At 65.7% G+C, this 24,602-nt stretch carries 26 protein-coding genes and 1 pseudogene; 22 read left to right on the forward strand and 5 right to left on the reverse strand.

Features of this window, described 5'->3' with window-relative positions; genetic code table 11:
* Positions 1-30: 30 nt before the first annotated feature.
* From AC24R4_RS05035 to AC24R4_RS05045, 3 genes are all read left to right on the forward strand, one after another.
* Positions 31-411, forward strand: a complete 381-nt coding sequence (locus AC24R4_RS05035) for a hypothetical protein (protein WP_487522417.1) — start codon at positions 31-33, stop codon at positions 409-411.
* A 9-nt stretch (positions 412-420) separates the two neighbouring features.
* Positions 421-651, forward strand: coding sequence for a YMGG-like glycine zipper-containing protein (locus AC24R4_RS05040; RefSeq protein ID WP_153945784.1), 231 nt, complete (start codon positions 421-423; stop codon positions 649-651).
* Positions 652-875: 224 nt separating this feature from the next.
* The gene (locus AC24R4_RS05045) at positions 876-1,757 is read left to right on the forward strand and encodes a hypothetical protein (RefSeq protein ID WP_487522418.1); all 882 of its coding nucleotides are present in this window, start codon (positions 876-878) and stop codon (positions 1,755-1,757) included.
* 29 nt (positions 1,758-1,786) lie between these two features.
* On the opposite strand, the gene AC24R4_RS05050 is transcribed toward AC24R4_RS05045, so the two are convergent.
* Positions 1,787-3,292 (reverse strand): aminotransferase class V-fold PLP-dependent enzyme, encoded by a 1,506-nt coding sequence (locus AC24R4_RS05050; RefSeq protein WP_487522419.1) that lies wholly within the window; start codon positions 3,290-3,292, stop codon positions 1,787-1,789.
* A gap of 106 nt (positions 3,293-3,398) precedes the next feature.
* Between AC24R4_RS05050 and AC24R4_RS05055 the strand changes: the two genes are divergently transcribed.
* The 4 genes from AC24R4_RS05055 (at position 3,399) to AC24R4_RS05070 (ending at position 6,237) form a co-directional block, all read left to right on the forward strand.
* Complete coding sequence (locus AC24R4_RS05055) at positions 3,399-3,599, forward strand: hypothetical protein (protein WP_487522420.1); 201 nt, start codon at positions 3,399-3,401, stop codon at positions 3,597-3,599.
* Between the two features lie 14 nt (positions 3,600-3,613).
* The gene (locus AC24R4_RS05060) at positions 3,614-4,279 is read left to right on the forward strand and encodes a response regulator transcription factor (protein WP_487522421.1); all 666 of its coding nucleotides are present in this window, start codon (positions 3,614-3,616) and stop codon (positions 4,277-4,279) included.
* 137 nt (positions 4,280-4,416) lie between these two features.
* Positions 4,417-4,800: a hypothetical protein gene (locus tag AC24R4_RS05065; protein ID WP_487522422.1), complete on the forward strand. Its 384-nt coding sequence runs from the start codon at positions 4,417-4,419 to the stop codon at positions 4,798-4,800.
* A gap of 180 nt (positions 4,801-4,980) precedes the next feature.
* A complete protein-coding gene (locus AC24R4_RS05070) occupies positions 4,981-6,237 on the forward strand; it encodes an acyl-CoA dehydrogenase family protein (protein ID WP_400394971.1) in 1,257 nt (418 codons plus the stop codon).
* A gap of 38 nt (positions 6,238-6,275) precedes the next feature.
* Here the strand turns inward: AC24R4_RS05070 and AC24R4_RS05075 are convergent, their stop codons facing one another.
* The 4 genes and pseudogenes from AC24R4_RS05075 to AC24R4_RS05090 all read right to left on the reverse strand — a co-directional run bounded on the left by AC24R4_RS05075 (position 6,276) and on the right by AC24R4_RS05090 (position 10,016).
* The gene (locus tag AC24R4_RS05075; protein ID WP_153946078.1) at positions 6,276-6,920 is read right to left on the reverse strand and encodes a methionine ABC transporter permease; all 645 of its coding nucleotides are present in this window, start codon (positions 6,918-6,920) and stop codon (positions 6,276-6,278) included.
* A gap of 31 nt (positions 6,921-6,951) precedes the next feature.
* Positions 6,952-7,737, reverse strand: a pseudogene (locus tag AC24R4_RS05080) (methionine ABC transporter ATP-binding protein); the annotation flags it as partial.
* Between the two features lie 26 nt (positions 7,738-7,763).
* Positions 7,764-8,588, reverse strand: a complete 825-nt coding sequence (locus AC24R4_RS05085; RefSeq protein ID WP_400394969.1) for a MetQ/NlpA family ABC transporter substrate-binding protein — start codon at positions 8,586-8,588, stop codon at positions 7,764-7,766.
* Between the two features lie 87 nt (positions 8,589-8,675).
* The gene (locus AC24R4_RS05090) at positions 8,676-10,016 is read right to left on the reverse strand and encodes an LLM class flavin-dependent oxidoreductase (RefSeq protein WP_400394966.1); all 1,341 of its coding nucleotides are present in this window, start codon (positions 10,014-10,016) and stop codon (positions 8,676-8,678) included.
* 216 nt (positions 10,017-10,232) lie between these two features.
* Between AC24R4_RS05090 and tauA the strand changes: the two genes are divergently transcribed.
* From tauA to AC24R4_RS05165, 15 genes are all read left to right on the forward strand, one after another.
* The gene (gene tauA, locus AC24R4_RS05095) at positions 10,233-11,228 is read left to right on the forward strand and encodes a taurine ABC transporter substrate-binding protein (protein WP_487522423.1); all 996 of its coding nucleotides are present in this window, start codon (positions 10,233-10,235) and stop codon (positions 11,226-11,228) included.
* The gene (locus AC24R4_RS05100) at positions 11,204-12,031 is read left to right on the forward strand and encodes a taurine ABC transporter ATP-binding protein (protein WP_487522424.1); all 828 of its coding nucleotides are present in this window, start codon (positions 11,204-11,206) and stop codon (positions 12,029-12,031) included. Before tauA ends, AC24R4_RS05100 begins: the two co-directional genes overlap by 25 nt.
* Complete coding sequence (locus AC24R4_RS05105; RefSeq protein ID WP_487522425.1) at positions 12,028-12,915, forward strand: ABC transporter permease subunit; 888 nt, start codon at positions 12,028-12,030, stop codon at positions 12,913-12,915. Before AC24R4_RS05100 ends, AC24R4_RS05105 begins: the two co-directional genes overlap by 4 nt.
* 99 nt (positions 12,916-13,014) lie before the next feature.
* Complete coding sequence (locus AC24R4_RS05110; protein WP_400393128.1) at positions 13,015-13,848, forward strand: class II aldolase/adducin family protein; 834 nt, start codon at positions 13,015-13,017, stop codon at positions 13,846-13,848.
* Between the two features lie 319 nt (positions 13,849-14,167).
* A complete protein-coding gene (locus AC24R4_RS05115; RefSeq protein WP_153945771.1) occupies positions 14,168-14,893 on the forward strand; it encodes a GntR family transcriptional regulator in 726 nt (241 codons plus the stop codon).
* On the forward strand, positions 14,890-15,630 hold the full coding sequence (locus AC24R4_RS05120; RefSeq protein WP_487522427.1) for an ABC transporter ATP-binding protein: 741 nt from the start codon (positions 14,890-14,892) through the stop codon (positions 15,628-15,630). Before AC24R4_RS05115 ends, AC24R4_RS05120 begins: the two co-directional genes overlap by 4 nt.
* Positions 15,631-15,641: 11 nt before the next feature.
* Positions 15,642-16,451: an ABC transporter permease gene (locus tag AC24R4_RS05125; RefSeq protein WP_400393124.1), complete on the forward strand. Its 810-nt coding sequence runs from the start codon at positions 15,642-15,644 to the stop codon at positions 16,449-16,451.
* Between the two features lie 10 nt (positions 16,452-16,461).
* A complete protein-coding gene (locus tag AC24R4_RS05130) occupies positions 16,462-17,481 on the forward strand; it encodes an ABC transporter substrate-binding protein (protein WP_400393122.1) in 1,020 nt (339 codons plus the stop codon).
* Positions 17,482-17,553: 72 nt separating this feature from the next.
* Positions 17,554-18,561, forward strand: a complete 1,008-nt coding sequence (locus tag AC24R4_RS05135; protein WP_400393129.1) for a zinc-binding dehydrogenase — start codon at positions 17,554-17,556, stop codon at positions 18,559-18,561.
* 65 nt (positions 18,562-18,626) lie between these two features.
* The gene (locus AC24R4_RS05140) at positions 18,627-19,049 is read left to right on the forward strand and encodes a PaaI family thioesterase (RefSeq protein WP_400393121.1); all 423 of its coding nucleotides are present in this window, start codon (positions 18,627-18,629) and stop codon (positions 19,047-19,049) included.
* A gap of 6 nt (positions 19,050-19,055) precedes the next feature.
* On the forward strand, positions 19,056-20,594 hold the full coding sequence (locus AC24R4_RS05145; RefSeq protein WP_400393119.1) for a class I adenylate-forming enzyme family protein: 1,539 nt from the start codon (positions 19,056-19,058) through the stop codon (positions 20,592-20,594).
* Between the two features lie 44 nt (positions 20,595-20,638).
* Positions 20,639-21,727: an ABC transporter substrate-binding protein gene (locus AC24R4_RS05150; protein ID WP_400393117.1), complete on the forward strand. Its 1,089-nt coding sequence runs from the start codon at positions 20,639-20,641 to the stop codon at positions 21,725-21,727.
* A complete protein-coding gene (locus AC24R4_RS05155; RefSeq protein ID WP_400393115.1) occupies positions 21,724-23,067 on the forward strand; it encodes an acyl-CoA thioester hydrolase/BAAT C-terminal domain-containing protein in 1,344 nt (447 codons plus the stop codon). Before AC24R4_RS05150 ends, AC24R4_RS05155 begins: the two co-directional genes overlap by 4 nt.
* Positions 23,064-23,822, forward strand: coding sequence for an ABC transporter ATP-binding protein (locus tag AC24R4_RS05160; RefSeq protein WP_400393114.1), 759 nt, complete (start codon positions 23,064-23,066; stop codon positions 23,820-23,822). Before AC24R4_RS05155 ends, AC24R4_RS05160 begins: the two co-directional genes overlap by 4 nt.
* Complete coding sequence (locus AC24R4_RS05165; RefSeq protein WP_400393112.1) at positions 23,812-24,597, forward strand: ABC transporter permease; 786 nt, start codon at positions 23,812-23,814, stop codon at positions 24,595-24,597. The genes AC24R4_RS05160 and AC24R4_RS05165 overlap by 11 nt, the downstream gene beginning before the upstream one ends.
* Positions 24,598-24,602 lie beyond the last annotated feature (5 nt).

The following is a 24,602-nucleotide window of genomic DNA, read 5'->3' on the forward strand; positions in this document are numbered from 1 at the left end:
GGAGTAATGGCAACACTGAGGGAGACCGCAATGGCGAATAGACTGAGCCGGCTCGCAGTGACGGCTGGGGCACTCGTGACACTGGTATTGGCGACCGGCGCCCGGGCTGACGAAATTCCACTGGTGACCGGCAAGCAATGGACAGCGTCCACCGAGCAGACCAAGAAGGCCTACCTGGTAGGCATCGCCAATATGGTCCAGGTGGATATCGCCTATCACGAAGGCAAGCCGCCGTCCGACGCACAGAGCATTCTTCCGCGCTTTGCCAAAGGGCTCAAAAGCCATTCGCTCGATTCGGTGAGCCAGGGACTGGATCGCTGGTACGCGGCACATCCCGACCGATTACAACGGCCGGTCATTGAAACCATCTGGTTCGAAATGGTTCTTCCTGGCCTGAATGCCGGCAAGTGAGGTGACGCCATGAAACGACTCCATCTGGCTGGCGCGATCCTGATCGTCGCCGGCGTCGCGGGATGCACGAACATGACCCCGCAGCAGCAAGGCACCGTGACCGGCGCTGGCCTCGGTGCCGCGGCCGGTGCCGGCATCGCCGCCATCGCCGGCGGCAGTGGCTGGACCGGCGCGGCGATTGGCGCCGTGGCCGGCGGCGTGGCGGGCAACATCAAGGGCAAGCAACAGCAGCAGTGGTAGCCCCCGGGCGCCGTGCCGGGAAGCCTCTCGGAAACTGACGGCCAGCCCCAGCGAAACGCCTGGCAAGTCATTGCGGAAGACGTAGCGGAAGACCCCGCACGCGACAGAAAGACCTCGTTTTCATTAGCCCTTTGGGCCAATTGAGCGGCCCGACAAGACCGGCTAGCGTGGCAACTGCAACGTGACGTGACCGACAACCGCACGGCAGAGCGAAGGCGCGAACAATGACGGCGATGCAAGAAGGTAGTCGCTTTGATGGGGGCGATCTCGAGCTACTTCTTCCAAGGCTTGGCAGGATGCGGCTCGGCATTGCGGTATGCCTGGCCATGGCCGCCGGCGCCGGACATGCCGAATCGCCGCCAGCGAACGGCTGGACGTTCGCGGTCGCGCCGTACCTGTGGCTGCCGAACGTGAGCGGGGCGTTCAGCTTCTCCGGGAATTCGTCCACCGGCGGCGGCAGGCTCGACCTGGGCACCGGTCCGGACAGCTATCTCTCGAACCTGAAGTTCCTCTTCATGATGCAGGCCGAAGCCAGCAAGGGAGACTGGACGGTCATCGCCGACGCTGCCTACCTTGACTTCAGCAACCACCAGACCACGCTCAACACCGTCGGCTCGGTTGTCATCCCGCGGGAACTGGCGACCAACACAGGCAGCAGCCTCAGCGGCGGACTGCTCGGGCTCTACGCCGCCTACACGGCCGTGCGCGCGCCATGGGGAACCGTCGAGCCGCTCGGCGGGCTTCGTTACCTGAACCTGAGCGCCAGTGCCAACTGGACGCTATCCACCACATTCACGCAACAGGGCGCCACGCTCGCGACGCAGGGAAGCGTGTCGCAGACCGAGAACATCGTCGATGCGATCATTGGCGTGCGCGGGCGAATCCGTCTGGGCAACAGCGACCGATGGTATCTGCCGTACTACCTCGACGCCGGCACCGGCGCTTCCCGATACACGGTGCAAGCGTCCGGCGGCGCAGCCTATGCGGCCCGGTGGGGCGACATTCAACTGACCTATCGCTACCTGACCTACCAGCTGGGCAGCGGCGAACTGGTTCAAAGGCTGACGCTGAAGGGCCCCATGGTCAGCGTGATGTTCCGCTTCTGAGCGCAATGCTGCCGAGGCGTCGCCCGCCTTCAGCCTGACCGGGTGCCCGCCAGACGCCATAGCGTCGCCGAGCGGGTACCGGTACGGCAGTACGCGAGCACGGGCTTCGGCAGGTCTGCCACCAGCGAACCGAAGGCTGCGGCATCCTCGGCGGTGACACCGTCCGATTTCACCGGCAGGTAGCGTGCGGCCATGCCCAGCGAATCCGCCAACTCGGCGATCTTTGCAAACCGGGCCTGGCCGTCAGCCTCTCCATCATGCCGGTTGCAGACAATGGCACGGAACCCAAGTGCGTGCGCCGTCCGCACGTCGGCATCGCTCAACTGCGCCGCAACGCTGACGTCGTCTGAAAGATGCCGGATCTGCATTTCCTGTTGCCCCGCCCGCGCTTGCTGGCACCGGGCAATGACGTTCTGGAAGCAGTCGACCGCAAAGTCCACATCTGCCTCCGTTGTGAACCGTCCAAGGCTCAGCCGCACCGTGCGTTGCGCAGCATCTTCATCGAGCCCGATGCATGTCAGCACGTGAGAGGCCTTGCCCGCCGCCGAATTGCACGCCGACGTGGACGACACGGCCAGGCCATCGGCAAGCATAAGCGGCAAGAACTCAGGCAGATTCACCGTCAGACTGAGTGTGTGGGGGATGCGGGTCGCGTTGGCGACGTTCTGCGTGACAACACCCAATGCGCGCACACCATTCAGCAGGCGTTCGCTCAGTTGCGCGATACGCTGATTGTCAGATGCCATTTGCAGGCGCGCCAGCTCGCACGCGGTGCCCATGCCCACGATCTGATGCGTCGCAAGCGTTCCAGATCGTAGTCCTTGTTCGTGCCCTCCGCCGTGCATCTGACAGGCAATACGAGGCGCCGCCTCGCGGCTGACATAGAGCGCACCGATGCCTTTCGGCCCATAGAGCTTATGTGCCGACATCGACAACAGGTCGATGCCCATTGCCTTGACGTCTATTTCAGTCTTGCCCGCAGCCTGCGCTGCGTCCACGTGAAGTAGCGCGCCAGCAGCGTGAACGACTCGCGAGATCTCGGCGATGTTGGTCAGGGTGCCGATTTCGTTGTTCACCATCATCAACGACACGAGGCCCGTGCGATGGCCGCAAGCCGCTTCCACGGCGGCCAGCGAAATTTCACCCGACGCATCCGGAGCAAGGTAGGTGACCGATACATCCAGCCGCTCCAGATGCGCCGCCGTATCCAGAATGGCCTTGTGCTCCAGCTTGCTGGTAATCAAATGGCGCCGTCCCCGCTCGTCGTCGAAGAAACCCTTGAGAGCCAGGTTGTTCGACTCCGTTGCACCGGACGTCCACACGATCTCGCACGGCTCGGCGCCAATGAGAGCCGCAACCTGCGCGCGCGCCTGCTCGACCAGGTTCTTTGCCAAGAGTCCCGCAGCGTGAGAATTTGACGCAGGATTTCCGAAGACGCCGTCGGCCCCGAGGCAGCCGAACATCGCCTCCATCACGCGAGGGTCCGCCGGTGTCGTTGCAGCGTAATCGAAGTACCGCAGGGTGTCCGCACTCATTTCCAGTCATCCTTGAATCGGAGGACCATGCTACGACGAACACCCTAAAAAGTACTTCCAAATTCCCACATTGGCTGCTGCCTGCTTAGCATTCCATGCTACAGACATGCAATTCATCGGAAAAATTTTGCTGACCGGCCATGCGGGAGCGACGCCCGTTGTAAAAAGTCGCATCGCCTTCCGCCCCGGCGTCTACGCGTTGAAAGTCATTTCAGAAGTCGGTATGAAACTTTTCGCTCCACCCGAAGACCGGTTGTGGACGGCCGCGACGGTCGGTAATGTGGCCGGGAGTCAACCCCATTTCTAAAGAGGGTACGCGCGATGACCGGGACCGTGATTGTTGTGGACGACGATGAAAGCATTCGCAAGGCGTTAGGACGGCTGCTGCTTGCAAAAGGATTCTCATCAAGGACGTTCGGTTCGGCCGAAGAGTGTCGGGTTGCCCTTGACGGCATCCGCGGCCCTGCCTGCGTGGTGGCAGAGTTGATCCTGCCCGGCATCAGTGGTCACGAACTGCTGAAGGTCTTGCCGTCGCATGTGCCCTTCATCATGTTGACAGGCTGTGCGGATGTGAAGCAAACCGTTGAGACGATGACGGCCGGCGCCATCGATCTGCTTGAGAAGCCGGTGGCCGAGGACCGTCTGGTCACGGCGGTGAGTCGTGCGCTGGCGTTGGCCACGCAACGCGGGATGGAGCGGACCATCAAGGCCGCCCTCGACGCGAAGATGCAGCGGCTGACCAATCGCGAGCGAGAGGTCATGGCAATGGTCACGACCGGACTCCGAAACAAGGAGGTCGCCAACTTCCTCGGCATCGTCGAGAAAACCGTGAAGGTCCACCGCGCCCACATCATGGACAAGCTGGAGATCGACTCGCTCGCAGAGCTGGTGCGCTGCGCCGACAAGCTGGGAATGACATACATTCCACCCGCGACAAGTCGGCATGCGAGTGCACGGAGCACCCTGGAGGTTGGCTCCGTAAATTGACGGGCAGGTCGGCATGGCCTTCCAAACACGGCGGGTGTCATCGCCGCTTCGGCCACTCGTGCCACCGAAGCGCGATCTTTGCCGACTTCCCCGAATTTCTCATCGTACCGACCAGTCATACCTGCCAAGGAGCCGCCTTGAGGTCCACCAAATCCGATCAGGAGTGCGCGGAATCGTTGTATGCCTTGCTGAGAGGCGGAGCGTGTCTCACCCGCAAGGAAATCGTTGAACGCGACCTGCTGTCCAACCACGATTTCGGAAGAGCCCGAAAGGTTCTGGCAGGGGCGGGAGTGCTTCAGCATGTCCATAAAGCGGGATATACATTGTCCATCCATGTATTGGGCGGCCCGCCTGAAGCGTCCCTGCGTGGCACGTCGCCTGTGGAGGACGAGTTCGACGCGCTGTTGTCGGTATGGAAAATCGAGCCGCTCAAATCCGCGGTCGGGACGAGCAGCCGCGTCAATAGAAGATTCGCGCGGGACGAGCAAGCGGATACCTGCGAACCGCTATCCGCGGCCTGAAAACGGGGTCCTGGCCAGAAGGCGAGCAAAGTCTTGTGATAGCCGCCGGGTCCGTGCAGGAAATCGGGGGCGCCACGCACAGGCCGCATAAGGGCATGCGGAATCGGTCGTTACCCGTCGAGAAAATTGCTGCACGATGTCTTTCGTGCTCATTCGACGAGAAACCCGAAGGACAACCGCATGCCATTTCAAGAATCCCTTGCCCCTGCCAACGCGATCGACACGGCCACCGCATCGCCGGCATCCACACCGCAACCGCTGCCTCCGGCCGCCGATGTTGCGGTACTTCGCCAGCGCGCCCAGGCCCTGCTGCCCGAGATCGCGCGGGATGCCGCAAAGCGGGAGAGCCGCCGCGAACTGCCCTTTGATTTTGTACGTCAGGTGGCCAATGCCGGCCTGCTGACGTTCCGCATCCCGAAGGCGTATGGCGGCCCCGGCGGCAGCGTGCGCGATGCCATCCGCTTCGTTCAGGAACTGGCCGCCGTCGATGCCAACCTCGCCCAGGCATTGCGGCCCAACTTCGGACTCATCGAAGGCCTGCTCGCGGGCCAGGACAATGAAGCCGACCGCAGGCGCTGGTTCGACCGGCTGCTGGGCGGCCAGATCGTCGGCAATGGCGGTGTGGAGCGCGGCGGCAAGCATGGCGCCATCCAGGCCACCATCGTCCGCGAGGCCGATCACTATATCGTCAACGGCACCAAGTACTACAGCACCGGCGCGCTCTACGCCGACTGGATCAGCTCCATCGCAGTGGACGAGGCCGGCAAGGAAACGCACTTCACGGTGCCACGCGGGCGAGCCGGCATGACGCTGGTCGATGACTTCGACACCATCGGCCAGCGGTTGACCGCGAGCGGCACCACGCGATTCACGAACATGCGCGTCGCGCCGGATGAACTGCGGGCCAGCCACCTGCCACGTGACCGCCGCAATCCGGTCTCGCCGGTCTTCCAGCTCTTTCTGGCCGCCACCGAAGCCGGCATCGCCCGCAACGCGCTGGACGACGCGGTCTGGTTTGCGCGCCACAAGGCCCGGCCGATCAAGCACAGTTCGGCCGAGCGGTCGGTGGACGATCCCTATGTGCAGGAAACGATTGGCCAGATTGCCGCGCAAGTGTTTGCGGCCGAAGCCGCCACGCTGCGCGCCGCCGACGCCATTGACGCCGCTTGGGCGGACAACCTCAGCAATGCGTCACTGACGCAGGCATCGATCGACGTCGCCCAGGCGCAACACTTCGCCGTGGCGGCCGCGCTAAAGAGTGCCGAGCTGGCGTTCGATGTCGGCGGGGCATCCGCCTGCGATCGCCAGTACAACCTGGATCGCCACTGGCGCAATGCGCGCACCGTGGCCAATCACAATCCCCGCCAATGGAAGGCGGCCGCCGTGGGCGCATGGCTGCTGAAGGACGAACCGCCTCCCACGACGGGCCTGTTCTGACAAGACGCCGCCACTCCCAAAAGGAGACGGCGGCGGCGCTATCGCCGGTGATCGAATCTGCGAGCCAGCCGCTCGCCGGTGAATTGCACCACCGTTACCAGCACCACCAGGATGGCGATCACGTTAAACATGACGGCCGTTTCATAGCGTTCGTAGCCATAGCGGATCGCCAGGTCGCCGAGGCCACCCGCCCCCACGGCACCTGCCATGGCCGACGACCCGATCATCGCAATCACGGTGACGGTGGCCCCGCCGATCAGCGCCGGCAACGCCTCGGGCAACAACACATGCCGCACAATGTGCCAGCGCCGGCAGCCCATGGCCCGCGCCGCCTCGATCAGCCCCGCATCGGTTTCATTGAGTGCCACCTGCGACACCCGCGCAAAGAATGGAATCAGATGCGCGCTTAGCGGCACCACCGCAGCCCATGTGCCCATCGTCGTGCCGACGATCAGCCGCGTAACCGGCAGCATGGCCACCAGCAGGATGATGAAAGGGATCGATCGGAACATGTTGACCAGCACCGACAGCACGCGGTTCGTTCGCGGCCTCGGGGCCAGACCGCCAGGCGCGGTCACGGTCAGCACGATGGCCAGCGCCATGCCAACGACAAACACCACCAGGCAGGCGCTGCCGGTCATCAGCAGCGTTTCGCCGAACGCCTTCAGGTACTTCTCAGCCATTGGCAACACGATGGGAGTCCTCCGCGGGATGTACGTTCGCAGGCAGACGCTTGCGCAGCGGGCGCAGCAGCGACAGCGTGGCTTCGGCCTGCGGGTCGGCAAATATGCGCCATACCGGCCCTTGCTCTTTCACCTGGCCGTGATCCAGCACCAGCACCCGGTCGCAAGCCTCCTCGATCACAGCCATGTCGTGCGTGATCAGCACCACGGTGAGGCCGAACTGCTTGTTGATGTCCCGCAGCAACGCCAGTATCTGCTCGGTTGTTTCCGGATCGAGCGCCGAAGTCGCTTCGTCGCACAACAGGATTTCCGGACGGTGTACCAGCGCACGCGCAATACCCACGCGCTGCTTCTGACCGCCCGACAGCATCGCCGGGTAGGCCTTGGCCTTGTCCGCGAGCCCCACTGTCGCAAGCAGGTCATTGACACGGGTTTCGATCTCCGCGCGCCGCACGCCCGCCACGCGCAGCGGCAGCGCCACGTTGTCGAAGACGTTCTTCGCCGACATCAGGTTGAAGTGCTGGAAGATCATGCCGATGCGCCTGCGTAGCCTGACCAGACCATCCTCGTCGAGCTTGCCGATGTCGGTGTCGTCGATCCATACGTGACCCCGGTCAGGCCGCTCCAGCATGTTGATGCTCCGCAGCAGCGTCGACTTTCCCGCGCCACTGCGGCCGATGATGCCGAATACCTCGCCGCGTTCGATAGTGAACGAGACGTCCGCCAGCGCAGGCGCGGCGGCGCCCGCATAGGTCTTGCCAACCTGCTCGAACACGATGTGCGGGTCGCGCGCCGGCAATTGCGAAATCGTGCGCATGCAATAGTCCCTTTTCCTTCGGCGCCTCAGAACGCCGGAATGACCGACCCCTGATACTTGGTCAGGATGAACTTGCGCACCGCCTCGGACTGGTAGGACTTGACCAGTTGCTGCACCCACGGTGCGGCCCGGTCCTTCTCACGCACGGCAATGACGTTGACGTAGGGATTGTTCTCGCGCTTTTCCACCGCGATGCCATCGCGCGTGGCAATCAGGCCGGCCTGGTAGGCGAACGTGTTGACGATGGCGGCGGCGTCCACGTCGGGCAGCGCACGCGGCAGCACCACCGACGCACTCTCGATGAATTCGAGCTTGCGCGGATTGGCCGTGATATCGGCCAGCGAGACGGTGCCCGTGTACGGATCGAAGCCGTCCTTCAGCTTGATCAGGCCGTGGTCGCGCAGGATGACCAACGCTCGGGTCTGGTTGCTAGGATCGTTTGGGATGCCGATGCGGGCGCCATTCGGTAGCGCCTCCAGCGACTTCACCTTGCGCGAATAGAACGCGATCGGCGAGATCAGCGTGTCGCCCACGTTGGTGATCTTGTAGCCGCGCTGCTTGATCTGGTCACGCAGAAATGGAATGTGCTGGAACGAATTGGCGTCGAGGTCACCGTTGTTCAGCGCCTCGTTCGGGCTCGCGGTACCGGTGATGATCACTGTCTCGACCTTCAGGCCGTTCCTGGCCGCTTCCCGGGTCACGACTTCCCAGATCTCCTCGTCCACGCCGCCGCGCACGCCAACCTTCAGCGGCTTGCCGCCCGATGACTGGGCGTAGGCCGATGCAATCGGCAAGGCGGCCAGCACCAGAGCCAGCGTAGCGATGACACCAAGGGCGGAGCGTCGTTTCATGATGAGAGGTGCGAGAGTTTGGGAAGCACCAGTCTATGAAACCCTCCTGCCCGGGTCCAAGAAGTAATCCGATATAGCAAATGCGGACTACGCCGCCGCACGCGAGGCCGTCCTGCCCGCCGGGCGGGCCAGCCCCATGTGCTCGCGCAAGGTGCTGCCCTCGTAGTCCTTGCGGAAAAGGCCGCGGCGCTGCAGGATCGGCACCACCCCTTCCACAAAGTCCTGCACCCCATCGGGCAACGCATCGGGCATCAGGTTGAACCCATCGGCCGCGCCGCTGCGGAACCAATGCTCGATGTCATCGGCGATCTGCTCGGGGGTGCCGACGATGACGCGATGCCCGCCGCCACCCGCAAGCTCGCGGATCAGCTCACGTACCGTCAGGTTCTGGCGCTGCGCAATCGCGAGCGTCGCGCGAAAGAACGTGTGATTGCCATTGGCCGGCATCGCGAGCCCATCCGGCAACGGCGCATCCAGCGACAGCCGGTCGGCGGTAATGCCAAGCGTGCCGGCCAGCCGGTTCAGGCTGTAGTCCCACGGAATCAGGTCGACCAGCGCATCGCGTCGTTGGCGCGCCTGCGCCTCGGTTGCACCGACGATCGTCGTCAGCCCCGGCAGGACCTTGATCGCGCCTGGCCCGCGACCCAGGGCTTCGGCACGCTGATTCAGCGCCAGGCGGTATTCGCGCGACTCCTCCAGCGATTGCGAGGCCGAAAACACGGCTTCCGCATGACGGGCCGCCAGTTCGCGGCCATCGTTCGACCCACCGGCCTGGAACAGCACCGGATGCCCCTGTGGCGGCCGTGGCAGGTTCAGCGGCCCTTGCACATCAAAGAACGGGCCATGATGCGCAATGGGCTGCAGGCGGGCCGTGTCCACGAAGCTGCCCGACTGACGGTCCCCCACGAACGCGCTATCTTCCCAGCTATCCCATAGCGCCTTGACCACGCTCGTGAACTCGTCGGCGCGCGCGTAGCGTTGTGCATGATCCGGCGGCGCCGCCCGACCGAAGTTGCGCGCGGACCCGGCATCGGCCGTCGTCACGACGTTCCATCCCGCGCGCCCGCCACTGACGTGATCGAGCGTGGCAAAGCGCCGCGCGATGTTGTACGGCTCGTTGTAGCTGGTCGAGGCCGTTGCCACCAACCCGATATGGCGCGTGGCCGCCGCGACGCAGGCAAGCAGCACGGTGGGCTCCAGCGCGGTAATGGGCCGAAAGTTGATCTGATCGGCGATGGACGCGTTATCGGCCAGAAAGATGCCATCGAACTTGCCCGCTTCGGCGATCTGCGCCAGCCGGACATAGTGCTGCACATCGACAAAGGCGCGCGGATCGCTGCCGGGCAGGCGCCAGGCCGACGGCACGAAGCCTGAATGCAGCGCGTTGAGATTCAGGTGAAGCTGGGGGGGCGGGGAGGCAGCGGGCATGCGAGGAACGGGCGAGCGTTTGCAATGGTGTCTGGCACACGAGCATAAGGAAGCCCTTCACGGACAGGAACGAACGAAAGCCGATATCGATATGCCGTGCGTCGTCGTCGCTCGGGCGTGTATCGCGAAAACCGGATAAGCATTGGCCGAAAACTTCCTTCTCCCCGCAGGCGCCGATTCCTATACTGGCCGTCTTTCCTGCCATGACCAACGCCCATGAAAAGCTTGCTGAAGACGATGATGGCCTGCGCCGCGCTGCTGATTGCCGGCACCGCCCTCGCCCAATCGAAGGAAGTCGTGATCGCGTACCAGGACATGGTGGTGCCATGGCGCTATGCGCAGGACGCCCAGACCATCGAGAAGCAAACCGGCTACAAGGTCACGTTCCGCAAGCTGGCCAGCGGCGCGGATGTCATTCGCGCGCTGGCGTCGGGTTCGGTGCAGATTGGCGAAGCCGGTTCCGCGCCGATTGCCGCGGGCCTGTCGCAGGGCCTCGGTATCGAGCTGTTCTGGATTCTCGACAATATCAACGACGCCGAAGCGTTGGTCACGCGCAACGGCAGCGATGTGAAGTCGCTGGCCGATCTCAAGGGCAAGCGCCTGGCGGTTCCGTTCGTCTCCACCTCGCACTTCCACACGTTGCTGGCCCTGGAGACGGCCAAGGTCGATCCGCGCAGCGTGAAGATCGTCAACATGCGCCCGCCCGAGATTGCCGCCGCGTGGGAACGGGGCGACATCGACGCGACGTTCATCTGGGACCCCGTGCTGGCAAAGGCCAAGAAGAACGGCCATATCCTGACCACGTCAGGCAGGATCGCCCAGGAAACCGGCAAGGCGACCTTTGACGGCATCGTCGTCAACAAGGCGTTCGCCCGGGACAATGACGCGTTCCTGACGTCTTTCGTCAGGATTCTGGCCGATACCGATGCGGCGTACCGCGCCAACAAGGCGGCGTGGACGCCGGAATCGCCGCAGGTCAAGGCGGTGGCGAAGTGGTCGGGCGCAGAGGCCGCCGACGTACCGGCCAGCCTGGCCCTGTATGACTTCCCCACGCCGCAGCAGCAGGCCTCGGCGGCCTGGCTTGGCGGTGGCGCGGCGAAGTCGCTGGCGGCTACCGCGGCATTCCTGAAGAGCCAGGGCACCATCCAGACTGTCTTGCCCGACTATGCCACCGGCGTCAACGCGACATGGGTACGCAAGCTCGCGCAATAACGGACCAGGCCAGCCCCGGGACGGGCGGCCGCATCGAAGCGCGCCGCGTGGCAGTGCGCTTTGCTTCGTCGGGCGATCATGCCTCGCTGGCGCTGTCCGACGTTGACCTGACCATCGCGCCGGGCGAGTTCGTGGTGGCTCTCGGGCCTTCCGGTTGTGGCAAGACCACGCTGCTGAACTGTCTGGCCGGATTTGTCCGGCCGTCCGCCGGACGCATCCTGCTGGACGGCGAACCTGTCACTGGCCCCGGTCCGGGGCTGGGCGTCGTCTTCCAGAAGCATGCGCTGATGCCATGGCTCAATGTGCAGGACAATGTCGCGCTCGGGCTGAGGTTCCGGGGTATCCCCCGTGCCGAACGCATCGCCCTCGCGCAGCATCGACTCCGTCTGGTGGGACTTGAGCGCCACGGCACCGCGCCCGTCTATCAATTGTCTGGCGGCATGCAGCAGCGCGTTGGCATTGCACGCGCGCTGGCCAACGATCCCCGCGTGCTGTTGATGGACGAACCGATGGGCGCGCTCGATGCGTTGTCGCGCGAATCGGTCCAGGAGGTGCTGGCCAAGGTCTGGGCAGCGACCGGAAAGACTGTGTTCTTCATCACCCACAGCGTGGAAGAAGCCCTGTTTCTGGGCACCCGGGTCATCGTGATGTCGGCCGGCCCAGGCCGCATCGCGCACGAATTTCCGCTGCCATTCGTTCAGCGATATATCGAGACCGGCGACGCCCGGGCCGTGAAAGCGTCGCCCGAATTCATCGCCTGGCGCGAGCGCCTTCTCCACCTCATACACGGGCAACCCGCATGAGCCACGCTGACGAGACCGTCGCGGCCGTGCCGCTGCAGCAGCGTGCCAACGTTGCGTCGCCCGACGCCGCCGCCGAAGCCGCCATGCCGGTGGCGCAGGTGCTGCCACGTCTGGGCAGCGGCCGGACTGGCACCATCACGGCCGCCACCATCCTCGCGCTGCTGGGCCTCTGGCTGGCAATCACCCATGCGGGCTGGATTCCACCATTGTTCCTGCCGCCGCCTTCGGCCGTCTGGCATGCCGCCGTTCAAGCCTGGGACGGCAACGTGCAAGGCGGCCTGCTGTTGTGGCAGCACGTGGCATGGAGCCTGGCCCGTGTGTTCGGCGCTTTCCTGTTAGCGGCCGTCACGGCAGTGCCGGTGGGGTTGTTGATGGGCACGAGCCGTGTGGCACGGGGCATCGCCGACCCCATGCTCGAGTTCTACCGGCCGCTGCCGCCACTGGCGTATCTGCCCCTGATCGTGATCTGGTTCGGCATCGACGAGACAGCCAAGCTGCTGCTCATCTACCTGGCTTGCTTTGCGCCGATCGCGCTCGCCACACGCGCCGGGGTGGCTGGGGTCCAGACCGAGCAGTTGCACGCCGCCCAATCGATGGGCGCCACGCGATGGCAACTGGTCCGCCACGTCGTGCTGCCAGCGGCCTTGCCGGAGATCCTGACCGGCCTGCGCATTGCCATCGGCTTCGGCTGGACAACCCTGGTGGCCGCCGAGATGGTGGCTGCCACCGCCGGCCTGGGTCAGCTTGTGCTCAATGCGTCCAACTTCCTGCGGACCGATGTGGTGGTGATGGGCATCGTGCTGATCGGCGCCATTGCGTGGCTGTTCGATCTCGCCATGCGCAGGCTTGCCCAATGGCTGGTGCCCTGGCATACGCATCGGTAGCCCCCGGCATTCGTGTCATATCCTCGTGCCGAATGCTTCGTTCCATTTCGGGGCAGGCCGGCGTAGGTTCATGCGGTGTTCCCTACCGAAAGGCCCGACATGAGCAGCGTATTGCCAATCGAACGCCGTGGCGCGTTCGTTCCCAACCCCAGACCACAGCAGAAATTCTGGTTTGATCCGGTCCCCGCACGGCCAACGATCGAGGCGGAGCGACGTCATCGGCAGGAACGGCTGGCTGGCGCGTTCCGCATCTTCGCGCGCCAGGGATTCGCCCTCGGCCTGGCCGGCCATATCACCGCGCGTGATCCCGAGTTTCCCGATCACTTCTGGGTCAACCCGCTGGGGGTCCATTTCTCGCGCATCCGTGTTTCCGACCTGCTGCTTGTCAATGCGCAAGGCGAGACGGTGGTCGGCGACCGGCCGCTGAACAAGGCAGCGTTCGCGATCCACGCGGCGATTCATGAAGCACATCCCCATATCGTCGCGGCCGCGCACACCCATTCCACTTACGGCAAGGCGTGGTCCACGCTCGGGCGCCAGCTCGATCCGCTGACGCAGGACGCATGCTCGTTCTTCGAAGATCATGTGCTGTTCGACGACTTCACGGGGATGGTGGTCGACACCTCCGAAGGCCACCGGATCGCCCAGGCGCTGGACAAGGGCAACGGCCAGACCCACAAGGGCGCCATCCTGAAGAACCACGGCATCCTCACCGCCGGGCCGACCGTCGAAGCCACAGCCTGGTGGTATATCGCACTGGAAAACGCCGCCCATACGCAGCTGCTGGCCGAGGCCGCCGGCACGCCGCAGCCCATCGACGCAGCGACGGCCCGGCATACGCATGGACAGGTCGGTGGCAACGAAGGATCGCTGCACGCATTCGAAAGCCTCTACGCCGGACTGGTAAAAGCCGAGCCCGACCTGCTGGACTGACCGCCCGTCTTCCCTCTCTCGCCCCCGGCCGGACCTGGCCGGGGGCGCAGTCTTTCCCCCCTTCCGTTGCACCGATCCCTGAGCACTGCCGGCATTGGCGTGTATCGACCACGTCTTCCTGCATGGTCCTGCGCGCGCTGCGGCGCTCACGGCGTTCCTGTGGGCGGCTCACCATGCTGGGCTGCCCAGTCACAGCATCGTCTTCATATGCTTCCGTAAAACCGTTCGTTTGCTTCCCAATGCCTCGGCTCTAAGCTACGCCCATGTATTTCAAGGCGGACATGCGTACCGCCCGACAATCGCGAAGGAGCAAGGGACGATGATCGTGCAGGCCGGCATTGCAGAGGACGCCCAGGACACCAGCCTGGGCCTGGCCGCATACGCGGCGCTGCGCCGCGACATCCTGTCCTGCAAGCTGGTGCCGGGCGCACTGGTCACCGAAGGCGAGTTGATGACGGCCTACGGCTTCGGCAAGAACAGCTGCCGCATCGCGCTCACGCGATTGGCGCACGACCGGCTGATCTTTGCGCGTCCGCGCCGTGGATATCAGGTGGCGCCCATCACGCTCAAGGACGTCGAGGAAGTCTTTGCGCTGCGCGTGCAGCTGGAGCCGATGGCTGCCCGGCTGGCCGTCGGCCGCGTCGACACGGCGCTGCTGCACGGGCTGGAGGCGGCGTGCCGTGATGAATACGCGATTCCGGCGCCGCGCCGCATCGACAAGTTCATGGACGCGAACAAGCAGTTCCACCTTGCCATCGTCCACGCGACCGGCAACGAGCGCCTGACGCGCACGCTGTCGGCGCTGATGGACGAAATGTCGCGGCTTGTCGCGCTCGGCTTCAACGTTCAGCGTGTGCGTCCCGAAATCCGCCACGACCACAACTCGCTGATCAAGGCCTTCGAGGATCATGACGAGAAGGCTGCCGAAACGATCGCGCGCCGCCACATCGAGGCATTCCGCACGCAGACCATGGAAAAGGTCTATGCCAGCCTGTCGCAGGCCGGTACCTACCTGCCGATGCGTGTGGCCGGGGGTGCCGCATGAGTCCGCCCGTGCTGTCTGCGCAGGGCATCGTCAAGCGATTTGGTGCCGCCACGATCCTCGACGGGGTCGACGTCAGCGTGCGCCGTGGCGAGGTACTGGCGCTGGTCGGTCCGTCCGGTTGCGGCAAGAGCACCTTGCTGAACATCCTTTCCGGGCTTGTGCCCCCCGACGCCGGGCAGCTTGCGGTGGACGGCGTGCCCGCCCCACAGGTGTCCGACTGGCGCCGTATCGCCTATATGTTCCAGGAAGACCGCTTGCTGCCGTGGCGTACCGTGCGCGATAACGTTGCATTCGGCCTCGAAGCCAGCAACCTGTCGCGCGCCGATCGTCGCCGCCGCGCCGACGACATGCTGGAACTCGTCGGCCTACACGCACGCGGCGACGCCTGGCCGCACGCGTTATCGGGCGGCATGCGCAGCCGTGTGGCGCTGGCCCGCAGCCTGGCCGTGCAGCCCGAAGTCCTGCTGATGGACGAGCCGTTCTCTAAGCTCGATCCCCAGACGCGGAGCCAGATGCACGACGAACTGCTGCGCATTCAGGCCGGCAATGGCATGACCGTGGTGTTCGTGACGCACGATATGGAAGAAGCGGTGGTGCTGGCAGACCGTGTGGTCCGGCTGGCGGCCCGGCCGGGGCGTGTGGCCGACGTGGTCAACCTGGCGGATCTGGTGCGACCGCGCGTGCCCACCGAGCCCATCGTGGCGGAACAGGTGCGCGTACTGCGCGCCGCGGCATGAGGAGCGCCACCGTGACAGTAACTGCTGCGCGCCAATTCGCCACGCTGGTGCTGCAACGCCTGCTGCTGGTTGCCCTGCTGCTGGGGCTCTGGTGGTGGGGCGCCGCGCGCGTGCCATCGTTCGTGCTGCCCGGCCCAGAAAAGGTGAGACTGGCCCTGATCTCGCTGTGGCACAGCGACACCTTCGCCGCCGACGTGGGCGCCACGTGCCAACGGGTGCTGTCAGGCTTCGTGCTGGCCACCATCGTGGGCAGCGGCCTGGGACTGACGCTGGGTGCAAGCCGCGTTCTGGCCCGCTTCTTCGAGCCGGTCCTGACCGTCCTGAACACCGTGTCGTCGGCCATCTGGGCCATATTTGCGATCATCTGGTTCGGCATTTCCGATGCCACGACGGTCTTTGTCGTGTTCATGACGGCCATGCCGCTGATCCTGACCAATGTCTGGGAAGGCACCAAGACCGTCGATCCGCACTATGTCGACCTGGCTCGCAGCTTCCGCATGTCCCGCGTGCAGGGGCTGCGCAAGATCTATGTGCCGACCATCCTGCCGCATTTCTTTGCCGGCGCAAGACTGGCGTTCGGCTTCGGCTGGCGGGTGTCACTGGTGGCGGAGACCATTGGGTCGTCCAGCGGCATCGGCTATCGGCTGCGGCAGGCCGCCGACCTCGTCCAGACCGACCAGGTCTTTGCGTGGACCGTGCTGCTGGTCGGGCTGATGCTGCTGCTTGAAGGCGGCTTGCTCAAGCCCGCCGAGCGCCGGCTGTTCCGCTGGAAAGCGGCCGCGCAGCAACCGTCCACCCCATCCGTTTCCTTCCAAGCCTGAGGATTTCATCGTGCGCAAGCTACTGTCGGCGGCCGCCGCCGCGTTTTCCGCCTATTCCGCATGGATCGCGCTGTCCTATGCGGCGATCACCCCGGCCACCGCCGCCGAGCCAGCTCCCGTTGTCAAGATCGGCTACTGGACCAGCGGCGTGAGCCTGGGCTACGGGTCGGTCCTGGAAACCCGGGATTTCCTCGCCAAGCGTGGTGTGCGCGCCGAGTTCGTTCACTTTCCCGATGTCAACGCGCCGCTGCGGGCGCTGGCTTCCGGCTCGATCGATCTCGCGTTCGGCGCACCCGTAGCCGGCGTGTTCGGTACCGCGGCGTCGGGCGTGCCCATCCGCATCTTTGCCGCGACGCAACCCGCCGATGTGCAGTTCGTCGTGCCGAAGGATTCACCGATCCAGTCCATCCGTGACCTCAAGGGCAAGAAGGTGGGCATGTCGCCCGCCGGCTCCTCGGTCGCGGTCATTGCGGGCGCCGTGCTGGCCGGCAACTACCAGATCAAGAGCGGCGATTTCGCGCTGGTTGGCGGCAACGAATCGCGCCTGGCGCAGTTCCTGGTGCAGAAACAGGTGGATGCGGCGGCGCTGCGCTCGGTCACCGTGGAGCAACTTGGCGACGAACTGCCGGTGCGCAAGCTGGGCACGTTCGCCAGCGAGTGGAAAACGCTGACCCAGTCCGACGCCGTGCCCTACATCGGCGTGGGCGCAGCGCGGTCCGACCTGGTGGACAACCATCCCGAGGTCGTGGCGCGCGTGATTGCCGCATTGCGCGACACCCTGGCCTGGGGCAACGCCAATCGTGACGAAGTCGTCCAGATCCTGCAGAAGAAGGCCAACCTGCCGGCCGACGATGCCAGAGTCTATGTCAGCCACTGGAACGACATGAACCGCGTGGCGTTCGAGCCCGCGGACATCGCCACGCTGCGCCGCCAGCACGCCGTGTTCGTCGAATCCGGCCTGGTCAAGGGCGAGCTCAAGGACGATCTGTTTGCCCGCAAGCCCTATGAGCAGGCCAAGGCGCTCAAGTAGGCCCGCACGTCTGACTTCCCGCCTGATTGCTTTCCGCTTCCCTCCCCCAAGGAACCCATCGTGACTCAATCCATGCAAGCGCTGGTGCTCGCCGCACACGGCACCCTCGAAGAACAGCTGCGCGTCGTCGCTGACAAACCCGTACCGCAGGCCGACGAAGGCCACGTCGTGATCCGGGTGGGCGCGTCGTCCTTCAACTACCACGACGTCTTTACCGTCCACGGCATGCCCGGCATCAAGGTACCGTTCCCCGTCGTGATCGGCCTGGACCTGGCCGGTACCATCACCGAACTGGGTGCCGGCGTGACGGGCTGGAAGGTCGGCGACCGCGTACTGGTGAACCCGCTCAAGCCCGGCGTGGGCCTGATGGGCGAAATGACCGATGGCGGCATGGCCGAATTCGCGCGGGTGGATGCGCGCCAGCTGATTGCCCTTCCCGACAACGTCACGTTTGCCCAGGCCGCCGCGCTGCCGGTGGCCTATGGCACGGCACACCGGATGTTGATCACCCACCAGACCGTCAAGCCCGGCGACAAGGTGCTGGTGCTTGGCGCCAGCGGCGGCGTGGGAACCGCCACGGTACTGCTGGCGAAAATGCTGGGCGCCGAAGTCATTGCCGCGGCCGGTTCCGACGAGAAGGGCGAACGGCTCAAGGCGCTCGGTGCCGACCACATCATCAACTATCGCGAAGTCGACTTCGGCAAGTGGGTGATCGAGCGTTACGGCAAGCCGCAGCGCCGCACGCACGAGGGCGGCGTGGATGTCATCGTCAACTTTACGGGCGGCGATACGTGGCTGCCCTCCATCAAGAGCCTGAAGCGCGGCGGCACGCTGCTGGTGTGCGGTGCCACCGCCGGCCATGACCCCAAGGAAGACCTGCGCTACGTCTGGAGCTTCGAGCTCAACATCAAGGGCTCGAACAGCTTCTACGACGACAACCTCAAGGCCCTGCTGGCCCTGGTTGCCGAAGGCAAGCTCGATCCTGTCATCGACAGCGTATTGACGCTCGACCAGGCCGCCAGGGGCCTGGCACTGATCCGGGATCGCGCCGTGCTGGGCAAGGTGGTGGTGACGCCGTAAGCCATCGCCCCTTTGCCCTACCCCGCACCCCGCCCACCGTTCCATACCGACACCGAAGACCGAACATGACCCAGACCACTCCCCCGCCTTCCGCCGCCGACGTACAGGCACGACTGCTGCGCGGCCCCTATCACCAATGGCTCGGCCTGCAGGTCGTATCCGTCGCCGAAGGCGAGATCACGCTGACCGCGAAGTTCCGCGACGAATGGATCGTCAACCCCGACGGCGGTTATATCCACGGCGGTATTCTGGCCGCGCTGGTCGACCTTGGCGCCGACTGGGCGCTGGTATCGCACACCGGCAAGGGCGTGCCGACGGTGGACCTGCGCGTGGACTACCATCGCCCGGCGCGCGGCGATCTGCGCGTCGTGGGCACCGTCATCAAGACCGGACGGCTGGTGAGCGTGGCCCAGGCCAACGTGTATGACGCCGAAGACCGCCTGGTAGCCAGCGGCCGCGGCGTCTACGCCACCCCCGCGCAGGCCTGACGCATCATGGCAGCGGAAGCACACGCAGCAAGTGGCCACAATCCGGGCCGCAACCTCGGTAGCGTCATTGCACGCGACGCCGATCCCTCCGCGCTGGCCATCGTTGGCGTCGGTGCCAATGGCGAGGCGTCTCGGCGAACGTTTGGCGACATCGACATCGCCGCCGACGCCGTTGCACGGGGCCTGCTCGGGCGAGGCCTGGCGCAAGGCGACCGCATCGCGCTGCTTGGCGTGAATTCGGTCGACTACGTGGTGTCGCTGCTCGGCATCATGCGTGCCGGGCTGGTCGCGGTGCCGGTGAACTTCAAGCTGCCACAGCCACTGATCGACGACATCGTCGCCGATAGCGGCGCACGGCTTGTGCTGTGCGATGGGGCACACCGGGCGGCGGTGCCGGCGGCCACGCCCGCCATCGTATTCGGGTCGCCCGAACATGCGGCCCTGAGCGCGCCGGACGGCGATCCCGCCGCCTTCACGGCATACGCCCCCGCCGACGACGACCTGGCGCTGCTGCTTTACACCTCCGGCTCCACGGGGCGGCCCAAGGGTGTACGCCTGAGCCATGCCAGCCATCTCTGGGTGGTGCAGGCACGCCAGACCAGCACACCGCTGGCGGGCGAGCGCGTGCTGATTGCCGCGCCGCTGTACCACATGAACGCGCTGGCGCTGATCCTGCTGGCGCTGGCCTGCCATGCGCCATCGGTACTGCTGCCCCAGTTCCAGGCCGCCGCCTATATCGATGCCATCGAACGCTACCAGTGCACCTGGCTGACGGCTGTGCCGCCGATGATTGCCATGATGCTGCGCGAACGCGCATTGCTGGATCGCACCGACCTGGGCAGCGTCCGGGCGGTGCGCATGGGGTCCGCGCCGGTCAGCCCCGCGCTGAAGGCGCAGATCCATCAGCTATTGCCCAATGCACGCGTCATCAACGCCTACGGCACCACCGAAGGCGGCCCCGTCGTGTTTGGCCCCCATCCGGACGGACTGCCCACGCCAGCGCAATCGGTCGGCTATCCGCACCCCGCCGTGGCGGTGCGGCTGATCGACGAGCAGGGTCAGGCTTCCGACGAAGGCGTGCTCGCGCTGCGCAGCCCCGGGCTGATGCTCGGTTACCACAACCGCCCGGAACTGCAGCCATTCACCGATGACGGTTACTACATCACCGGTGACGTGTTCCGACGCGATGCGGACGGCTTCTACACCTTCGTGGGCCGGCGCGACGACATGTTCGTCAGCGGCGGCGAAAACCTCTACCCCGGCGAGATCGAAAAGGCGCTGGAGCGGCACGAGGCCGTGCAGCAGGCCAGCGTCGTACCGGTGCCTGACGAGATCAAGGGCACCAAGCCGGTGGCCTTCGTGGTGCTGCGCCCGGGCATCGCCCCGCCTACCGAACACGCGTTGCGCGAATGGTCGCTGACGCAGTTGGCCGCCTACCAGCATCCGCGCCGGATCTGGTACGTCGATGCGCTGCCACTGGCCGCCACGCAGAAGATCGATCGCCGCGCGCTGGCCGATCAGGCCGTGCGCCTGCTGGTTCCGTGACAGCGCAGCCTGACCCATCCGATTGCAATCCGCAGGAGTCAATGATGTTGTTCCGCAAGCCGGCGCGCGCCGGCGCCACCCTTGCCGCGCTAGGCACCGCCGCGCTGTTCGCCACCTCGGCCCACGCGGTCGATGAAGTCACTGTCGCCCTGGCCATTCCGCCCGCCGTCCACGACGGGGCGCCATATGCGGCCGCCGAGGCGCTGGGCCTGTTCAAGGAAGCCAACCTCAGTGTCAAGACCATCGTCTTTCAGGGCGCTGGCGCCCTGCTGCCGCAGGTGGCGGGCAAGCGCGTGACGTTTGGCTATCCCACATCGGAGCCGGTCATCGCAAGCCACTTTTCGGGCAAGGACCCGCTGCCGCTGCGCTATTTCTATAACGGTGTGCCTGGCAACACCATGGAGTTCGCCGTGCTGGCCGATTCGCCGATCCGCTCGCTCGCGGATCTCAAGGGCAAGCAGATTGGCGTGGGCGCCTTGACCTGGGGAACGATCCCCGGAGGGCGTGCCGCGCTGCGCCTCGCGGGGCTGGAACCGGGCAAGAACGTCGAGTACGTCGCGGTCGGGGCGCTGGGCGCGGGGTTCCAGGCGCTGCGCACCCATCGCGTCGATGCGCTGAACTTCAACAGCAGTTGGGACGACCAGCTCGAATTGTCCGGCACCCGCATCCGGCGCATTGCCTATCCGGCTGTGTTCCAGGAAACGGCAGGCAACGGCTTCATCGCCCACGTCGACACCCTGCGCGACCAGCCCGACCTGGTGCGCCGCTTCGGTCGCGCCTACACCCAGGCCCAGATCGTTTGCGAGGCGAACCCGGCGTTCTGCGTCAAGGCATTCTGGCGCCAGCACCCGGAATCCAGGCCGGCGGGTGACGAAGCCAAGTCGCTCGCCGAGGCGTCCGAACTGCTGACGCGCCGTCTGAAGCGCGTGCTGTACACCCCGTCTGGCGCGCCGCGCGTACCGGGCCAGTATGATCTGGCCGCCATCCAGCGCGGCATCGAAGCCATGGCCCAGGCCGGGGAGTATCCCAGCGCCGACGTGCCACTGCAGAAGATCTTCTCGAACGACTTCGTCCCGGCCTTCAGTGACTTCGACCGCGCCGCACTGGTGCGACGTGCAAAGGCGGCCCAATGAGCCGGCCATCGCACGCACGCATCGATATCGCCCCGGCCGACGCGCTGGTCGACGTCCCGCGCGACATCACCCTGCGCGGATTCAATGGCGCGGAACACGTCACCCTGACCGCGACCCTGAACCATCCGGATGGCAGCCTGTGGGAAAGCCATGCGGTGCTGACTGCCGATGCCGAAGGCACGGTCGCCGTCGGCGATACCGCACCGGTCAGCGGCGGCTGGATCGTTGCCGACGCTACCGCACCGGTCTGGGCCATGCGGAGAGTGCGCGCCCCGACGCGCCCGGCATGGAGCGAAGGCGTGGCGCCGCTCGACATCATGCTGACGGCAACCGGCCAGTACGGCGCACAGGCAAGAGCGCAGTACACCCTGCGATTCCTGGCGCCGGGCGTCACGCATCGCCCGGTACGCGAGGCCGGCCTCAGCGGCACGCTATACACCCCGGCGGGCCCGGGCCCCCACCCGGGCGTGCTGGTGCTTGCAGGCTCCGGCGGCGGCACGCACGATCAACGTGCCGCGCTATACGCCGCGCACGGCTACGCGGCGCTGGCCCTGGGCTATTTCAAGGCGCCGGGCCGGCCCGACCATATTGACGATACGCCGCTCGAATACTTCGAAACCGCGCTGCGCTGGATGCACGAACGCCTGGCACCGCAGCACGGCTTCGTCGCGGTATCGGGCGTGTCGCGCGGCGGCGAACTGGTGTTGTTGCTGGCGTCGCACTTTCCGGCGCTCGTGTCTGCCGTCGTGGCCTACGTGCCCAGCGCCGTGGTCCATGGGACCCTACGCGCGGGCCGCCCGGACAAGCCGCGCGATGCCACCGCATGGACCTGGCGTGGCGAGCCGCTGCCCAATGTCTGGCGCGACAATCCGGACGCCGACTGGCGCGCGTTCGACCATCCCCCCGAGCCGGGCCAGCCCATACGCCAGGCGCCCGCCTTTCACACGCCGCTGCGCAATGCCCAGGCCGTGGCGCGCGCCCGCATCCCGGTGGAGCAGATCCAGGCGCCGGTGCTGCTGATTTCCGGCACCGACGACGGCTTCTGGCCATCGACGCTCTACAGCGACCAGGTGGCCGCCACACTGCGCGAGCGCGGCAACGGCGCGATCGTCGAGCACTTTCGCGGCGAAGGCGCGGGCCACGCGATCGGCTTGCCGCAGTTGCCCGCGACACTGATCGCCAAGCCGCACCCCGTAGCCGGGCAGCTGCTCGATGGCGGGGGCACCGCGCTGGCCAATGCCCGGGCCAGCGCCGCCTCGTGGGCGCGCGTGGTCGATTTCCTTGCCGGTGCCGTGCAGCGATCCGCTGGCAACAATGCCGGGCGGGCTACCGCATCATGAGCGCCGCCCTGTCGATACGCGGGGTAGGCCTGACCTATCCCACGCGCGCCGGGCAGACCGAGGCATTGGCCGACGTCGATGTGGACATTGGCGAAGGCGAGTTCGTCGCGCTGCTCGGCCCTTCGGGCTGTGGGAAGTCCACCCTGTTGCGTCTTGCCGCCGGCCTGCTCTCCCCGACGCGTGGGCGGATCACGCTGAATGGCCACCCGGTCGATGGGCCGAGCCGCGGCACCGGCGTGGTGTTCCAGAAGCCAAGCCTGCTGCCGTGGAAGACCGTGCGCGAAAACGTGCTGCTGCCGGCGCGCACCCAGGGCCTGGACCTGGGCCGCGCGAAGGCCCGTGCCGATCAGTTGCTGGAATTGGTGGGCCTGACGACATTTGCGGGCAATTATCCGTTCGAGTTGTCGGGCGGCATGCAGCAACGGGTCGGCATCGCCCGCATGCTGCTGCCGGACCCCGCGCTGCTGCTGATGGACGAACCCTTCGCGGCACTGGACGCGTTGTCGCGCGAGACCTTGACCTTCGCCCTGCAGGATATCTGGAGCGTCCAGCGCAAATCCGTGCTTTTCATCACGCACAGCATTCCGGAGGCCGTGTTCCTGGCGGACCGGATTCTGGTCATGTCGCCGCGCCCTGGCCACATCGTGGAGTCGCTGCAAAACCCGCTGGCGCGCCCACGCAGCGTCGACACATTCGACGATCCGGAATTCACCGCCCTGACCCAGCACTTGCGGAGACACTTCAATGCCCACTGACATCGTCGTCCGGCGCCTGCCCGCACCGCTCTATCCCGCCATCAGCATCGGCCTGCTGTTGCTCGCCTGGGACCAGGCGGTGCTATGGCTGCAGATTCCCGACTACCTGCTGCCCCCGCCAGAAGCGGTTTTCCAGTCGCTGGCGGAGGGATTTGTCACCGGCACGCTGTGGCCGCATATCGGCGCCACGCTGCTCAACACCGTTGCCGGCTTTGCGGTCGGCAGCGTCCTGGCCGTGGCGCTGGGCGCCTTGCTGGCGGAATCCGAAACCTTCGAACGCTTTGTCTACCCGCTTCTGGTGGGACTGCAGGCCACGCCCAAGGTGGCGCTGGGGCCCATCCTGCTGGTCTGGTTTGGCTTTGGCGCGGCATCGAAGATCGTGCTGGTTGCCCTGGTCTGCTTCTTTCCGCTGTTCGTCAACACGATCAACGGCATCCGGCGTACCGACCCCGAACTGCTGGAAGCATGCCGCGCCTTCAGCGCATCGCGCGGCTTCCTGCTGTGGCACGTCAAGCTGCCGGCCGCGCTGGTCGACATCTTCTCGGGCCTGCAGATCGGCGTATCGCTGGCCCTGATCGGCGCCGTGGTGGGCGAATTCCTGTCGGCCCAGCGCGGGCTCGGCTACCTGATCGCCTCGTCGTCGGTCAGCATGAGTCTTGCCACGATGTTTGCGGGCGTGCTGCTGCTCGCGGTGACTGGGCTGATCGGCGTGCAAGCCGTGCGTGGCATCCATCGGCGCGTCGTCTTCTGGCATCCCGCGGCGCGCGGCCGGTAAGTGAC

The sequence above is a fragment of the Cupriavidus sp. CER-90 genome, assembly GCF_057652055.1.

What these genes read in the sequence shown, in the direction of transcription:
- AC24R4_RS05035 (WP_487522417.1), top strand. Translation starts at nt 31, where the DNA reads ATGGCGAATAGACTGAGCCGGCTCGCAGTGACGGCTGGGGCACTCGTG.
- AC24R4_RS05040 (WP_153945784.1), top strand. Translation starts at nt 421, where the DNA reads ATGAAACGACTCCATCTGGCTGGCGCGATCCTGATCGTCGCCGGCGTC.
- AC24R4_RS05045 (WP_487522418.1), top strand. Translation starts at nt 876, where the DNA reads ATGACGGCGATGCAAGAAGGTAGTCGCTTTGATGGGGGCGATCTCGAG.
- AC24R4_RS05050 (WP_487522419.1), bottom strand. Translation starts at nt 3,292, where the DNA reads ATGAGTGCGGACACCCTGCGGTACTTCGATTACGCTGCAACGACACCG.
- AC24R4_RS05055 (WP_487522420.1), top strand. Translation starts at nt 3,399, where the DNA reads ATGCAATTCATCGGAAAAATTTTGCTGACCGGCCATGCGGGAGCGACG.
- AC24R4_RS05060 (WP_487522421.1), top strand. Translation starts at nt 3,614, where the DNA reads ATGACCGGGACCGTGATTGTTGTGGACGACGATGAAAGCATTCGCAAG.
- AC24R4_RS05070 (WP_400394971.1), top strand. Translation starts at nt 4,981, where the DNA reads ATGCCATTTCAAGAATCCCTTGCCCCTGCCAACGCGATCGACACGGCC.
- AC24R4_RS05075 (WP_153946078.1), bottom strand. Translation starts at nt 6,920, where the DNA reads ATGGCTGAGAAGTACCTGAAGGCGTTCGGCGAAACGCTGCTGATGACC.
- AC24R4_RS05085 (WP_400394969.1), bottom strand. Translation starts at nt 8,588, where the DNA reads ATGAAACGACGCTCCGCCCTTGGTGTCATCGCTACGCTGGCTCTGGTG.
- AC24R4_RS05090 (WP_400394966.1), bottom strand. Translation starts at nt 10,016, where the DNA reads ATGCCCGCTGCCTCCCCGCCCCCCCAGCTTCACCTGAATCTCAACGCG.
- tauA (WP_487522423.1), top strand. Translation starts at nt 10,233, where the DNA reads ATGAAAAGCTTGCTGAAGACGATGATGGCCTGCGCCGCGCTGCTGATT.
- AC24R4_RS05100 (WP_487522424.1), top strand. Translation starts at nt 11,204, where the DNA reads ATGGGTACGCAAGCTCGCGCAATAACGGACCAGGCCAGCCCCGGGACG.
- AC24R4_RS05105 (WP_487522425.1), top strand. Translation starts at nt 12,028, where the DNA reads ATGAGCCACGCTGACGAGACCGTCGCGGCCGTGCCGCTGCAGCAGCGT.
- AC24R4_RS05110 (WP_400393128.1), top strand. Translation starts at nt 13,015, where the DNA reads ATGAGCAGCGTATTGCCAATCGAACGCCGTGGCGCGTTCGTTCCCAAC.
- AC24R4_RS05115 (WP_153945771.1), top strand. Translation starts at nt 14,168, where the DNA reads ATGATCGTGCAGGCCGGCATTGCAGAGGACGCCCAGGACACCAGCCTG.
- AC24R4_RS05120 (WP_487522427.1), top strand. Translation starts at nt 14,890, where the DNA reads ATGAGTCCGCCCGTGCTGTCTGCGCAGGGCATCGTCAAGCGATTTGGT.
- AC24R4_RS05135 (WP_400393129.1), top strand. Translation starts at nt 17,554, where the DNA reads ATGCAAGCGCTGGTGCTCGCCGCACACGGCACCCTCGAAGAACAGCTG.
- AC24R4_RS05140 (WP_400393121.1), top strand. Translation starts at nt 18,627, where the DNA reads ATGACCCAGACCACTCCCCCGCCTTCCGCCGCCGACGTACAGGCACGA.
- AC24R4_RS05145 (WP_400393119.1), top strand. Translation starts at nt 19,056, where the DNA reads ATGGCAGCGGAAGCACACGCAGCAAGTGGCCACAATCCGGGCCGCAAC.
- AC24R4_RS05150 (WP_400393117.1), top strand. Translation starts at nt 20,639, where the DNA reads ATGTTGTTCCGCAAGCCGGCGCGCGCCGGCGCCACCCTTGCCGCGCTA.
- AC24R4_RS05155 (WP_400393115.1), top strand. Translation starts at nt 21,724, where the DNA reads ATGAGCCGGCCATCGCACGCACGCATCGATATCGCCCCGGCCGACGCG.
- AC24R4_RS05160 (WP_400393114.1), top strand. Translation starts at nt 23,064, where the DNA reads ATGAGCGCCGCCCTGTCGATACGCGGGGTAGGCCTGACCTATCCCACG.
- AC24R4_RS05165 (WP_400393112.1), top strand. Translation starts at nt 23,812, where the DNA reads ATGCCCACTGACATCGTCGTCCGGCGCCTGCCCGCACCGCTCTATCCC.